Origin of the sequence: Staphylococcus borealis (assembly GCF_001224225.1) — a bacterium.
GTDB classification, from domain to species: domain Bacteria; phylum Bacillota; class Bacilli; order Staphylococcales; family Staphylococcaceae; genus Staphylococcus; species Staphylococcus borealis.
The window spans coordinates 76,294-90,897 of record NZ_CUEE01000010.1 but is presented as its reverse complement, the minus strand read 5'-3'; the positions used below and the strand labels follow the sequence as shown (position 1 = coordinate 90,897).

The following is a 14,604-nucleotide window of genomic DNA, read 5'->3' as shown; positions in this document are numbered from 1 at the left end:
TTGTATTTATATGTAATTTTACATTGAAACACTTTAAAAAAATAAGGCACTTTCGTATAATTTAATAAATACCACTAAACTAAATTAACGAGGTGCCTTATGTATAAAGATTATAACATGACTCAACTTACTCTACCAATGGAAACTTCAGTTCTTATCCCCACAAATGATATGTCACAACATGTAAATGATATTGTTGAAACAATTCCTGACAATGAATTCGATGAATTCAGACACCATCGTGGTGCGACATCATATCATCCAAAAATGATGTTGAAAGTAATTCTATATGCCTACACACAATCTGTGTTTTCAGGGCGTAAGATAGAAAAATTACTTAATGATAGTATCCGAATGATGTGGCTATCACAAAATCAAAAGCCTTCTTATAAAACGATTAATCGATTTAGAGTAAATCCAAAAGTAGATGCTTTATTAGAATCACTATTTATTCAATTTCATAGTCAATGTTTGAAACAAAATCTTATAGATGAACAGGCCATTTTTTATTGATGGTACGAAAGTTGAGGCGAATGCCAATCGATATACATTTGTATGGAAAAAGAGTATTCAAAACCATGAATCAAAGATGAATGAGGACTCTAAAGCCCTCTACCATGAATTGGTAACCAATAAAATTATACCGGAAATTAAAGAAGATCATGATAATGAATTAACAAAAGAAGAAATAGATTTGATTGGTAGTCATTTAGATAAAGAAATCGAAGATTTAAACCAACATATCGATAATGAAAAATGTACTAAAATAGGAAAACAAATACGGCTCAAAAGAACTAAAATTAAAAAATACAAAAAGCAAATTAATGATTACTCTGAGCGTAAACAAAGATACGAAGTCCAAAAATCTATTTTAAAGGATAGAAACAGTTATTCTAAAACAGACCATGATGCCACATTTATGAGAATGAAAGAAGATCATATGAAAAATGGACAACTCAAGCCTGGTTATAATTTACAAATAGCGACAAATTCTCAATTTATTTTATCGTATAATGTGTATCAAAATCCGACTGATACAAGAACGATGATACCATTTTTAAATTCAATTCAAGAGACCTACGGTCAATTACCTGAATACATTGTAGCTAACGCAGATTATGGTAGCGAATCAAATTATATGGCAATTATTGATAATTTTAATCGAACACCACTCATAACTTATGGAATGTTTATAAAAGATAAAACAAAAAAATATAAATACGACATCTTTAATACTTAAAATTGGGATTATGACGAAATTAACGATGAATTTATTTGCCCGAACAATAAAAGACTAGGATTTAAAAGATATGCCTATCGCCATGATAAATATAGTTTTAAACGAGACTTTAAATTATATGAATGTGATGATTGTTCAGAATGTTCTCTGAAACACCAATGTATAAACTTCAATTCAAAAACAAATAAAAAAATAATGAAGAATTATAATTGGGAATATTTTAAAGCCCAAATTAATAAAAAGCTTTCAGAACCAAAAACAAAAGCCATCTACAGTCAAAGAAAAATTGATGTGGAGCCTGTTTTTGGATTTATGAAGGCTATTTTGGGTTTCACTCGAATGTCTGTTCGAGGGATAGATAAAGCCAAAAGAGAACTAGGATTTGTGCTAATGGCACTTAATATAAGAAAAGTAACAGCTCAACGAGCTGAAAATAATCAAAAAAATTATAAAAAAGACAATTTCTATATTATTTCAATAGAAATTGTCTTTTATTCACTTATCCAAGAACTTTATGTCCTGGACTCTTTATGATTTAATTTACTTTAGAATAGGCAATTTCGTCGTCATGGTCTACTTTTTCAACGAGAACATCACTATCTTCGAAATACCATAAATCATCTTCTGAAACGACCAATACTAAGTCATTATAATTCTCTTCATAACCTATTTCTACATCTTGTCTAGGTTCAACGCGAAAGGCAGGACTGAAACCTTGTTTAAGTTGAAATTCACCACCATATCGTACGTAAAACTGTAAAACCTTGTCATTCTCAGGCAAATCTAATTCATCTTTAAACCATTCTACAGCTTGATCTGTTAGTTTAATTTTCATTACATAATCCTCCTACCTTATATATCTATTACTAAATTTTTATCTTTATTGGAACTCTAAGCATTATAACATAATACCTTTTTGAGATAATCTTTAATGATTTTATGAGCATAATAAAAAGGAGCAGGACAGAATGCTTTTAAATTCACTGTCCTACTCCCAGCTTGCTTAGCTTGTAGAATTTCTTAATGAAATTCTCTTTGCTGGGGCCCCGACTCCCAGCTTGCTTTGCTTGTAGAATTTCTTGATGAAATTCTCTTTGCTGGGGCCCCGACTTCCAGCTTGCTTAGCTTGTAGAATTTCTTAATGAAATTCTCTTTGCTAGGGCCCCGACTCCCAGCTTGCCTAGTTTGGGCTCTGCCCGCAAAGATGACTAGTTTTGTGAATAGCTTGGTTCAAGCGTCTTCTCAATACAGTCAGCTACTGTGATTTGCAAAGTAGCATTATTATATTATATATCTTGGGACCGATATTTTCTGATTAATAATTACATCCATTTTATTTTAGGTTCTTCGCCTTTAAAGATTCTTACTATATTAGTACGGTGCCTTACGATTAAAATAATCGAAACAAGTAGGCTCATACCGAATAATATGTAATCTTGTATGATGAGTGAGCCAATTACACAACATATTGCAGCAATAATACTTGAGAGTGAAACATATTTAAATATATATAACACGCCAAAGAATATAATTGCTAATACGAGCAGTAAGATAGGATTTACACCTAAGACAACACCTGCACTTGTAGCAACTGCTTTACCACCTTTAAATTTAAGGTATATCGGATAAACGTGTCCTAATATTGCGAATAAACCTACGATTAACCCATGTGTGAAGAACGTGCTAAGCGGTCCATCTGCATGCACTGGAAACCAAATGGGAAAGAAAACGGTTATAAACCCTTTAAATATATCTAAAAAGGTTACAACAAATCCTGCTGGTTTACCAAGAACTCGAAAGCTATTAGTTGCGCCAGTATTGCCACTTCCAAATTGTCTAATATCTTTTTTGAAAAAGAGCTTTCCTATAACATATCCATTAGGAATAGCACCGATGAGATAGCTTAATATGAGCATGACTACTATCATCATATAACTTTACACATCCTTTAATAACGTAGCTATATTTTACCATAATCTCATAGCTAGCAACGACCAATTTTGAAATTTTGTTTTTTTACTAACTTAAAATAGATTTGTTTTTAACTCACACTTGCAATTTAGACCAATTTATATAAGAATAACTATTGTATAGTTTTTAAAACGAACGTACGTTTGTAGGAGGCGAACGCATTGGCAACAAAAAATTCAAATCATTATTCAGATGATTCTATTCAAGTATTAGAGGGATTGGAAGCTGTAAGAAAGCGTCCAGGTATGTATATAGGATCTACTGATAAGCGAGGTCTACATCATTTAGTATATGAAGTTGTAGATAACTCTGTGGATGAAGTGTTAAATGGATATGGTAATGAAATAAATGTAACAATTAATCAGGATAATAGTATTTCTATTGAAGATAATGGTCGTGGCATGCCTTCAGGGATGCATGCATCAGGTAAACCTACTGTAGAAGTTATTTTTACCGTCTTACATGCCGGTGGTAAATTTGGTCAAGGTGGATATAAAACATCTGGTGGATTACATGGTGTTGGTGCTTCAGTCGTTAATGCATTGAGCGAATGGTTAGAAGTTGAAATACATAGAGATGGGAATATCTACAAGCAAAGTTTTAAAAATGGTGGGGTGCCTGCCTCTGGTTTAGTTAAATCAGGTAAAACGAAGCGAACAGGAACTAAAGTTACATTTAAACCAGATCCTGAAATATTTAAAGCAACAACTTCATTCAATTTTGATACATTGAGTGAAAGATTACAAGAATCAGCCTTCCTATTAAAGAATCTTAAAATAACATTGAAAGATTTACGTAGTGGTAAAGAACGTGAAGATGTTTACCATTATGAAGAGGGGATTAAAGAATTTGTAAGTTACGTCAACGAAGGCAAAGAAGTTCTTCATGATGTAACAATGTTCACAGGTTCAGCTAATGGCATAGAAGTGGATGTTGCTTTCCAATATAACGATCAATACTCAGAGAGTATATTAAGTTTCGTTAATAACGTGCGTACAAAAGACGGAGGAACACATGAAGTAGGATTTAAAACTGCTATGACACGTGTCTTTAATGATTACGCTAGACGAATTAATGAATTAAAAGAAAAAGACAAAAATTTAGATGGTAATGATATTCGTGAAGGTTTAACTGCGATTATATCAGTACGTATTCCAGAAGAATTGCTACAGTTTGAAGGACAAACGAAGTCTAAATTAGGTACTTCAGAAGCGCGTAGTGCGGTTGATTCAGTAGTCTCTGATAAATTACCGTTTTATTTAGAAGAAAAAGGACAACTTTCTAAATCACTTGTGAAAAAGGCAATTAAAGCACAACAAGCTAGAGAAGCAGCACGTAAGGCCCGTGAAGACGCACGTTCAGGTAAGAAGAATAAACGTAAAGATACGTTGCTCTCAGGAAAGTTAACACCTGCTCAAAGTAAGAATACTGAAAAAAATGAATTGTATTTAGTCGAAGGGGACTCTGCAGGTGGTTCAGCTAAGCTTGGTAGAGATAGAAAATTCCAAGCGATTTTACCTTTGCGAGGTAAAGTTATTAATACTGAAAAAGCAAGACTTGAGGATATATTTAAGAATGAAGAGATTAACACGATTATCCATACAATTGGCGCTGGAGTAGGAAATGACTTCAAAATTGAAGATAGCAATTACAATCGTATTATTATCATGACTGATGCTGATACAGATGGTGCGCACATTCAAGTATTATTATTAACCTTCTTCTTTAAGTATATGAAACCACTAGTACAAGCTGGTAGAGTGTTTATTGCATTGCCTCCACTTTATAAACTTGAAAAAGGAAAAGGTAAATCTAAACAAGTCGAATATGCTTGGACAGACGATGAACTTGATAAACTTCAGAAAAAATTAGGAAAAGGATTTATGTTACAACGTTATAAAGGTCTTGGTGAAATGAACCCTGAACAGTTATGGGAAACGACAATGAATCCTGAAACTCGAACGCTTATTCGTGTTCAAATTGAAGATGAAATGCGCTCTTCTAAACGTGTTACAACATTGATGGGTGATAAAGTTGCACCGCGTCGTGAATGGATTGAAAGTCACGTTGAATTTGGCATGCAAGAAGATCAAAGTATATTAGATAACACTGAAGTACAAGTAATTGAAACTGAAGAATATACTGAGGAGGAAACAAATTGAGTGAGATAATTCAAGATTTATCACTTGAAGATGTGATAGGCGATCGTTTTGGAAGATATAGTAAATATATTATTCAAGAACGTGCTTTACCGGATGTTCGTGATGGGTTAAAGCCAGTGCAACGAAGAATTCTTTTCGCAATGCATAGTAGTGGAAATACCTATGATAAGAATTTCCGTAAAAGTGCTAAGACAGTCGGTGATGTTATCGGTCAATATCATCCACATGGTGACTCATCAGTATATGATGCAATGGTCCGTTTAAGTCAAGATTGGAAATTGCGACATGTCTTAATTGAAATGCATGGTAATAACGGTAGTATTGATAATGATCCACCAGCAGCAATGCGTTATACCGAAGCAAAGTTAAGTCAATTATCTGAGGAACTTGTACGTGATATTAATAAAGAAACAGTAGCTTTTGTTCCTAACTATGACGATACAACACTTGAGCCAATGGTACTGCCGGCAAGATTCCCAAATTTACTAGTAAATGGTTCAACAGGTATTTCTTCTGGTTATGCGACTGATATTCCGCCGCACAATTTAGCTGAAGTAATTCAAGCAACATTGAAATACATCGATAATCCTAATATTACTGTTAGTCAATTAATGAAATATATTAAAGGACCAGATTTTCCTACTGGTGGTATTATTCAAGGTATCGATGGTATTAAGAAAGCTTATGAAACCGGAAAAGGTAAAATCGTCGTACGTTCTAAAGTTGACGCAGAAACACTTCGAAATGGTCGTCAACAACTTATCGTGACAGAAATTCCTTACGAGGTGAATAAAAGTTCACTTGTAAAACGTATTGATGAATTAAGAGCCGATAAGAAAGTAGACGGTATCATTGAAGTACGAGATGAGACGGATCGTACTGGTTTAAGAATTGCTATTGAGTTGAAAAAAGATGTAAATGCAGAGGCTATAAAGAACTATTTATTCAAGAACTCTGATTTACAAATTGCATATAACTTTAACATGGTTGCAATTAGTGACGGACGTCCTAAATTAATGGGTATTCGTCAAATTATAGATAGTTATTTAAATCATCAAATTGAAGTGGTAGCGAACCGTACTAAATATGATTTAGATCATGCTGAAAAACGTATGCATATTGTAGAAGGTTTAATGAAAGCATTATCAATTTTGGATGAGGTTATTGCTTTAATTCGTAACTCTAAGAATAAAAAAGATGCAAAAGACAATTTAGTATCTGAATTCGAATTTACAGAAGCGCAAGCAGAAGCTATCGTTATGCTTCAACTATACCGTTTAACGAATACAGATATCGTTGCGTTAGAAAATGAACATAATGAGTTAGCAAATATGATTAAAGAATATCGTCATATACTGGATAATCATGATGCGCTGTTACAAGTAATTAAGAATGAATTGACTGACATTCGAAAACGATTTAAATCTGAACGTTTGTCATCAATTGAAGCGGAAATTGCAGAAATTAAAATTGATAAAGAAGTGATGGTACCAAGTGAAGATGTTGTTTTAAGTATTACACGTCAGGGTTATATTAAACGCACATCTACACGTAGTTTTAATGCCAGTGGTGTTGCAGAAATTGGCCTTAAAGATGGAGACAGTTTACTCAAATATCAAACAGTCAATACGCAAGACACGGTACTAGTATTTACAAATAAAGGTAGATATTTATTCATTCCAGTTCATAAACTCGCAGATATTCGATGGAAAGAACTTGGGCAACATGTTTCTCAAATTGTCCCTCTAGACGATAATGAAACCGTGGTCGATGTATACAATGAGCAAAACTTCAAAGATGATGCATTTTATGTATTAGCAACGCGAAATGGTATGATTAAGAAAAGTAACGTTAGTTTATTTAAGACAACGCGCTACAATAAACCGTTAGTCGCCATGAAAGTTAAAGCACAGGATGAATTAATTAGTGTAATGCGCCTAAATGAAAATCAATTAATTACTGTATTAACTCATAAAGGCATGTCATTAACGTATTCAACTGAAGAATTATCTGATACGGGATTGAGAGCAGCTGGTGTTAAATCTATTAATTTAAAAGATGAAGATGTTGTAGTTATGACAGATGCCGTAAATCAAGATAGTTCAATTATAATGGCTACTCAAAGAGGCGCTGTAAAACGAATCAGCTATAAAATTCTACAACAAGCTAAGCGAGCACAAAGAGGAATTACATTACTTAAAGAATTGAAGAAAAATCCACACCGTATTGTTGCTGGTCATGTTGTTAAAGATGAGCATATGTATACATTATATTCTGAAAGTCATACGGAAGAAGGACAAATAACTGATATTCATTTATCTGAACAATATACAAATGGTTCATTTATCGTTGATGTTAAGGAGTTTGGAGACGTTCTAGATATGACAATCGACTAATTGCTCAAAAAATTTTATTTTCAATTTAAAAAGAAAATGATAAAATTGAACTTGTTATTTTAACCAATTTTAATCTTTCAAGAGATTTATATTGATGTTGTATAACCTCAAACGTAATATACATTAGTATTATTTTATTGAGTTTATTCAATGCAGTATAAATCTCTTGTAATATATCTTAGGATATTAATTAATTATAGATGAGAGGGATTTAATGAGTGATTTTGATAATTTAATACCTGGGTGGTTTAAAACAATCGTTCAGGTAGGTAATGATTTAATTTGGTCGCAATATTTAATTGGATTACTATTAACTGTAGGCTTCTTCTTTACAATTAGTTCTAAATTTGTGCAATTACGTATGTTGCCAGAAATGTTTAGAGCTTTAGTAGAGAAACCTGAAACATTGAATAGTGGTGAAAAAGGTATATCACCATTTCAAGCATTTGCAATCAGTGCTGGTTCTCGAGTAGGTACTGGTAATATTGCCGGCGTAGCTACGGCAATTGTGCTTGGTGGACCTGGTGCAGTATTTTGGATGTGGGTAATTGCCTTCATTGGAGCGGCAAGTGCGTTTATGGAAGCTACTTTAGCTCAAATTTATAAGGTTCACGATAAAGAAGGCGGATTCCGTGGGGGTCCAGCATACTACATAACTAAAGGTTTAAATCAAAAATGGTTAGGTATTTTATTCTCAATATTAATTACTGTAACATTTGCGTTTGTATTTAATACTGTTCAATCTAATACAATTGCAGAGTCATTAAATACTCAATACAACATAAGTCCAGTTATAACAGGTATTGTATTGGCAGTTATTACAGGAATCATCATCTTTGGTGGTGTGCGCAGTATTGCGACATTATCATCATTGATTGTGCCTATCATGGCGATCATTTATATTGGAATGGTTTTAGTTATTTTATTATTAAATATCGACCAAATTGTTCCAATGATAGGTACGATCATTAAGAGTGCGTTTGGTTTCGAACAAGTTACCGGAGGCGCTGTTGGTGCGGCTATCCTTCAAGGTATTAAACGTGGTTTATTCTCTAACGAAGCTGGTATGGGTTCGGCACCTAATGCTGCTGCTACAGCGGCTGTACCACACCCAGTGAAACAAGGTTTAATTCAATCACTTGGTGTATTTTTCGATACTATGTTAGTTTGTACAGCTACAGCGATTATGATTTTATTATATTCAGGATTAAAATTTGGTGAAAGTGCACCTCAAGGTGTTCAAGTTACTCAATCAGCATTAAATGAACATTTAGGTTCAGCTGGGGGTATCTTCTTAACAGTTGCGATTACGTTATTCGCATTTTCTTCTGTAGTCGGTAACTATTACTACGGCCAATCAAATATTGAATTTTTATCTAAAAATAAAGCAATTATGTTTATTTTCAGATGTTTAGTTGTTTTATTAGTATTTGTTGGTTCAGTTGTGAAAACTGAAACTGTATGGAGTACTGCCGATTTATTTATGGGATTAATGGCGATTGTTAACTTGATTTCTATTATCGGTCTTTCAAATATAGCTATAGCTGTCATGAAAGATTATCAAAAACAACGCAAAGCTGGTATGAAACCTGTGTTCAAACCAGAGAATCTCGAAATTAACTTGTTTGGCATTGAAACTTGGGGTAGAGAAAATCAACTACCTAAAAAGTAATCGATTGAATAACTATTTAATATAATATTATTAACATACTCCTTTCAATGTATTGAATTTAGGTTTCATAACGTTGGAAGGAGTTTTTACATTAAGTTTGAAATCTTTTCATTTTTAATAATTCGTTTTATAATTCATATATTATAAAGAAAGGTGATTATGATGAGTGAGTATACTATTTCTAAAGCTTTAAATAACAACGTCATCATATGCACTTATAATAATCAAGAGGTTATTCTCATTGGAAAAGGTATTGGCTTTAATAAAAAGGCTGGAATGACCTTAGATGAAAGTGCTTCAATAGAAAAAGTTTATAAGCTAGAACAAAAGCAACAGCAAGAATATTATAAATCTTTAGTTGAAATTGCAGATGAAGATGTTCTACAAGCGGTAATTGAAGCAGTCAATTTTATAACGAGTACAACACATACTACTGACGATAAAAATCTTGTTGTTGCTTTGACTGATCACATTATATTTGCATACAAAAGATTAAAGCAAAATCAAATTATTAGTAATCCATTTGCTATTGAAACCAAACATTTATATAGTGGCGCTTATGCAATTGCAAGCCAAGTTATTGATAAACTGAATCAACGATTAGATGTCAATTTTCCACCTGATGAAATTGGATTTATCGCATTACATATCGCATCTAACACTGAGGATTTAACAATACACGAAATGTCTTTAATTAATAAGTTAATTAGTAAAAGCATACTGATTATTGAAAATGATTTGAACCATGAAATTGATAATCATACAGTTCAATATCAACGATTTATTAGACATATCCAATTTTTAATTCGACGTCTTAATAAAAAAGAATATATTTACGCTCAAGATGTCTTTATTGATATGGTTAAAAACCATTATCCTAATGCATACAACACTGCTTTTAAAATCTCAAGAATGATACAAAAACATTTAAATATTCCTATTGATGATTCTGAAATTGTTTATCTTGCACTACATATTTATCATTTTGAAACACAAATAAGTTCATCTTAAAGCGAAACAACATTTAATTGTTTTTATGTTATGATGTTAGATAGCTTTAGTTCTATAAGTTAGTTAAGGTATGGTGAGAAACATGACAACTGAAAATAAACAAGTTGAAGATAACAGCGCAAAAAAATTCAGTTTTACAGAAACGCGTTTTATGAAGTTTTTAGGCGGTAAAGATTTATTATTTGCTTTACTTTCATTAGTGCTCATAGGCATTGTAATATTTATATTCGATAAAGTTTCATATGTTTTTGAACCATTTATCATCATATTTAATACAATTGTGGCACCAATTATTTTATCGCTCATTTTGTTTTATCTTATTAACCCAATTATCAATTTGATGGAAAGATATAATATCCCAAGATTGCTTGGCATTATTATTGTGTTTTTAGCAATTGTTGGTGGCGCAACATTAATTATTAATTTATTAATTCCATTAATCAGTGATCAAATCACACGCTTAGCGAACAATTTCCCTAAGTATGTAGATAAATTTAATAATGCAATAGATCAAGTTACGCATTTTTCTTTCTTATCTTCATTTTATACTCAAATACAAGATTGGTTAGACTCTGTCTCTAACAAGATTCCTTCGATGGTTTCGAGTTATTTTGATGGATTTGGAACTAAAATAAAAAGTTTTGCAGAAGCGATAGTAAATGTAGGCGTAGTGCTTGTCACAACACCATTTGTATTGTTCTTTATGTTAAAGGATGGTCATAAGTTTAAAGAGTATTCAACTAAGATTATGCCACCAAAATTTAGAAAAGATTACCATGATTTAATGGAGAAAATGAGTGTACAAGTGGGTTCTTATATTCAAGGCCAAATTATTGTTTCATTTTGTATCGGTATCTTACTCTTTATTGGTTATTCTATCATTGGGCTTGATTATGGATTGGTGCTTGCATGTATCGCAGCTGTTACAAGCGTTGTTCCTTATTTAGGTCCAACTATTGCGATTTCACCAGCTATTATTATAGCCATTATTACATCTCCACTTATGTTATTGAAATTAATTGTTGTATGGACGCTTGTTCAATTTATCGAAGGACATTTTATTTCACCTAATGTCATGGGTAAAACATTGAAAATTCATCCTTTAACAATTATTTTCATCTTATTAAGTGCTGGTAATTTATTAGGAATCATTGGTGTTATATTAGGTATACCAGGATACGCGATACTTAAAGTACTAGTCTCTCACATGTTCTTATTATTTAAACGTCGTTATAATAAGTATTACGGTAATGATTCAGGAGAATATGAAATAAAAAAAGAAGAGACAAAAGAATATACTCGAGCCGATTAGTACGGCTTGTTGATGCAAAGTATAGTCGAGTAAAAGATAAATAATGCTAGAGTGTTACTTTGTAGTAGTTGACTAGGGCTGAGAAAGAGGGATATCCACTTTTTCTCAGCCCTAGTTTTTTAATACAATGTACATATCAAATTTTGAAATCTGAATGTATAATCTCACGTACATTACAATACTGTTAGCACGTGTAATATATATTCATATGTTCATTCAAATGAAGGTATGATATATTTTAAACTAATCGAAGTTGAAGGTAGAGGTATGATATGACTGAAGAACTAAAAAATAGATTATTATCTATACTTAAATTTGTTTTTGCTGCAGTGTTGTTTATAGCAGTTGTTGCCACGCTATATCATGAACTAGCTCATATTAATTTCAAGCAAACGCTTGAAGCTTTTAGCAAAATTAATCGTTGGTACCTTGTAGGCTTATTTATCTGTGGTGGTGCTGCAATGATTTTGCTGAGCTTATACGATCTTATATTGGTTAAGGGATTGAAACTTGGTATCCCACTGATAAGAGTGTTTAAAGTGAGCTATATTATTAATGCACTCAATGCTATTGTTGGTTTTGGTGGGTTTATCGGTGCTGGATTTAGAGCATTTGTGTATAAAAATTATACAACGGATCGAAAAAAATTAGTGCATGCCATTTCAATTATACTTATATCAATGTTGACAGGTTTGAGTCTTCTATCAATTCTTGTCGTATTACATATCTTTGATGCTTCGCACATATTAAATAAAGTAAGCTGGGTAAGATGGATATTATATATTGTTGCATTATTCTTACCTTTATTTATTGCTTATACTATGATTAATCCTATTGATCGTTATAACAAATATTTAGGTGTTTATTGCACATTGGTTTCTAGTGTTGAGTGGCTTGCTGCTGCATCAGTACTTTATTTATCGACAGTTATTGTTGATATTAATGTCGCATTCACGACTGTAATTGGAATTTTTATCATTGCTGCGCTTTCTGGATTAGTCAGTTTCATTCCCGGAGGTTTTGGTGCTTTCGATTTAGTTGTATTACTAGGATTAAAGTCGTTAGGCGTTCCTGAAGAAAAAGTTTTATTAGCGTTATTGTTGTATCGTTTCGCTTATTACTTTGTACCAGTCATTATTGCACTTGTATTATCTACTTTTGAATTTGGTTCATCTGCTAGAAAATACTTTGAAGAATCTAAATATTTTGTTCCTGCAAAAGATGTAACATTGTTTTTATTTTCTTATCAAAAAGATATTATTGCTAAAATACCATCTTTTGCTTTAGCCACTTTAGTATTAATCACAAGTTTTGTATTATTTATTAATAACATTACTATTGTTTATGATGGCTTATATGATGATCATCATTTTGCATATTATATTATGTTATCTATTCATACTAGTGCTTGTTTATTATTACTTCTTAATGTTAGAGGGGTATACAAGCAAAGTCGTCGTGCTATTTTATTTGTAATGATTTCGCTTATTCTAATTTTCGCTGCGACAATATACACTTATGCATCTTTAATCTTATTATCATGGATTATTCTAATATTTGTATTACTTGTTCTTGCATATCGCCGATCTAAAGTTGTGAAGCGACCATTTAGATTAAAGCGGTTCATTGTAGCTATTATTTTGAGCGTCTTTGTATTATACGTTAATCACATTATTATTTCCGAAACATTATATGCGCTGGACATTTATCATATTGAAATGGATACATCATTATTAAAATATTATTTCTGGTTAACAATTCTTGTCGTTGTAATGTTAGTGGGTATAGTTGCATGGCTCCTTGAGTCAAAATACAATAGACCACACCAATTTGAAGATTTGTCACAATGTAAAGCAATCATCGAAACATATGGTGGTAATTATTTAAGTCATCTGATCTACAGTGGAGATAAAGATATCTTTATGCATGAAAATGAACAAGCATTTTTAATGTATCGTTATAAAGGTAATGCACTTGTTGTGTTAGGTGACCCAATTGGTGACCCAAATGCTTTCCAATCGTTACTGATTGATTTTTATAATTATGGTGAAAAGTTAGGTTATGACATCATTTTTTATCAAGTGTCAAATCGGTTTATGCCACTTTATCATAATTTTGGTAATCAATTCTTCAAATTGGGCGAAGAAGCCATTATAGATTTAACTCAATTTACGACATCAGGAAAGAAACGTCGTGGTTTTCGAGCGACACTTAATAAATTCGATGATTTAAATATTCAATTTGAAATTTTAGAACCACCTTTTTCAATGGATATTATTTCTGAATTGAAATATGTCAGTGATCAATGGTTAGATGGACGTAATGAAATGCATTTTTCAGTAGGACAATTTACTGAAGACTATTTACAACAAGCGCCTATTGGAATCATGAAGAATGAAGAGGGTAAAGTAATTGCGTTTTGTACTTTAATGCCTACTTATTATAATGAAGCTATTTCTGTTGATTTAATTCGTTGGTTACCTGACCTTGATTTACCTTTAATGGACGGTTTGTATTTGCATATGCTACTTTGGGGTAAAGACAAAGGCTATAAAGCATTTAATATGGGTATGGCAACATTATCGAATGTAGGCCAATTAAATTATTCATATCCACGTGAACGTGTAGCTGGTCGTGTTTTTGAACATTTCAATGGACTTTATCGCTTTCAAGGATTACGTAAATATAAAGAAAAATATAGCCCTAATTGGGAACCAAGATTTTTAGTTTATAGAAAAGACAGTTCATTATGGTATAGTATGCTAAAAGTAATGAGAGTTATTCGTCATAAATAAATCATTATTTAAAAATAAGGCATCCTACAACTGAAATGATAACAA

The 14,604-nt window shown here is 32.1% G+C and carries 8 protein-coding genes and 1 pseudogene; 7 read left to right on the top strand and 2 right to left on the bottom strand.

The features are described 5' to 3' along the window. The first annotated feature begins 99 nt into the window (after positions 1-99). Positions 100-1,856 (top strand): annotated as a pseudogene (locus tag AK212_RS13210) (IS1182 family transposase). Here the strand turns inward: AK212_RS13210 and AK212_RS10960 are convergent. Continuing rightward, a complete protein-coding gene (locus tag AK212_RS10960; protein WP_053030979.1) occupies positions 1,776-2,075 on the bottom strand; it encodes a HesB/YadR/YfhF family protein in 300 nt (99 codons plus the stop codon). The pseudogene AK212_RS13210 and the gene AK212_RS10960 sit on opposite strands and share 81 nt — an antisense overlap. A gap of 487 nt (positions 2,076-2,562) precedes the next feature. Continuing rightward, on the bottom strand, positions 2,563-3,171 hold the full coding sequence (gene plsY, locus AK212_RS10955; RefSeq protein WP_053030977.1) for a glycerol-3-phosphate 1-O-acyltransferase PlsY: 609 nt from the start codon (positions 3,169-3,171) through the stop codon (positions 2,563-2,565). Positions 3,172-3,372: 201 nt separating this feature from the next. On the opposite strand from plsY, the gene parE reads away from it, so the two are divergent. From parE to mprF, 6 genes are all read left to right on the top strand, one after another. Beyond that, complete coding sequence (parE, locus tag AK212_RS10950) at positions 3,373-5,373, top strand: DNA topoisomerase IV subunit B (protein WP_053030975.1); 2,001 nt, start codon at positions 3,373-3,375, stop codon at positions 5,371-5,373. Then, positions 5,370-7,769 (top strand): DNA topoisomerase IV subunit A, encoded by a 2,400-nt coding sequence (parC, locus tag AK212_RS10945; protein WP_053030973.1) that lies wholly within the window; start codon positions 5,370-5,372, stop codon positions 7,767-7,769. The genes parE and parC overlap by 4 nt, the downstream gene beginning before the upstream one ends. Before the next feature lie 214 nt (positions 7,770-7,983). Then, entirely contained in the window at positions 7,984-9,441 is a 1,458-nt protein-coding gene (gene alsT / locus AK212_RS10940) for a glutamine transporter AlsT (protein WP_053030971.1), read from the top strand. Between the two features lie 162 nt (positions 9,442-9,603). Further along, positions 9,604-10,452 (top strand): glucose PTS transporter transcription antiterminator GlcT, encoded by an 849-nt coding sequence (gene glcT, locus AK212_RS10935; RefSeq protein ID WP_053030969.1) that lies wholly within the window; start codon positions 9,604-9,606, stop codon positions 10,450-10,452. Between the two features lie 82 nt (positions 10,453-10,534). Beyond that, on the top strand, positions 10,535-11,764 hold the full coding sequence (locus AK212_RS10930; protein WP_053030968.1) for an AI-2E family transporter: 1,230 nt from the start codon (positions 10,535-10,537) through the stop codon (positions 11,762-11,764). A gap of 272 nt (positions 11,765-12,036) precedes the next feature. Beyond that, positions 12,037-14,559: a bifunctional lysylphosphatidylglycerol flippase/synthetase MprF gene (gene mprF, locus AK212_RS10925; protein WP_053030966.1), complete on the top strand. Its 2,523-nt coding sequence runs from the start codon at positions 12,037-12,039 to the stop codon at positions 14,557-14,559. Positions 14,560-14,604: the final 45 nt, after the last annotated feature.